We start from the raw sequence: 799 nt of genomic DNA, 5'->3' as shown, positions 1-799 counted from the left end.
TCCACTATTGTTAAATTTATCTATATTAAGAGTTCCTGAGTTACCTCCCCAAATTCCCATATAAATTTGACCATTGATTTGGTTTTTATTTTCAAAGGTATTAACAGCAATGGTTCCTGTAAAGTTACTGCTACTATTCTGTATGGCCACTTTACCATTAATGGTTCCATTATTGGTAAGATTTGCAAGAGTAAGGGTATCGCCATTGTTAGTAGAAGCATAAATAATATTACCCGTATTATCTATACTACCTAGGGTTCCACCTGATTGAATTATTATAGTATGAGGACCTGAATCAGAAATATTGATTGTACTAGTCTCTGAACCGCTTACAGTCGTATTAGTATTCCGATAAGCATTTGCTACTGATCTAGCTTTAGTATTTTTATGAACTTCATCATAAGTTTTTATTTCAGAATTTAATGTAGCATTAGCACAACTTGCCAAAAAAGAAATAGTAGCTAAAGATAAAACTATCTTTTTAGAATTTAAACAGGATTCTTTAATCCCCCCCCCATGGACACCTTACTTGAAATAATATTTTTACTCAAATATTTTTCTCCTTCCTTATTTAAAATGATTTATTTTGAAATTAATTTCATATTATTCATTTTTTAATAATAATATAAAATATAAAAATAAAATAGCGGAATATTAAAATATTTAAACTTAAAGTATAATTAAATACTAATTATTATATAATTATAAAATTTCAATTTAAATTTTATTTTATATAAAAAAATTGATTTAATGAGAGTAAATTTGTATGAAATGTTGTAAATATTTTTGTGGTGTTTAT

The 799-nt window shown here is 25.7% G+C and carries 1 pseudogene; it reads right to left on the bottom strand.

Annotated elements, in window-relative coordinates:
- Positions 1 to 447 (bottom strand): annotated as a pseudogene (locus AJ887_RS07420) (hypothetical protein); the annotation flags it as partial.
- Between the last annotated feature and the right edge of the window lie 352 nt (positions 448 to 799).

Origin of the sequence: Campylobacter sp. BCW_6466, assembly GCF_001762835.1 — a bacterium.
GTDB lineage: Bacteria > Campylobacterota > Campylobacteria > Campylobacterales > Campylobacteraceae > Campylobacter_D > Campylobacter_D jejuni.
This window is presented reverse-complemented; position numbering and strand designations above follow the sequence as displayed.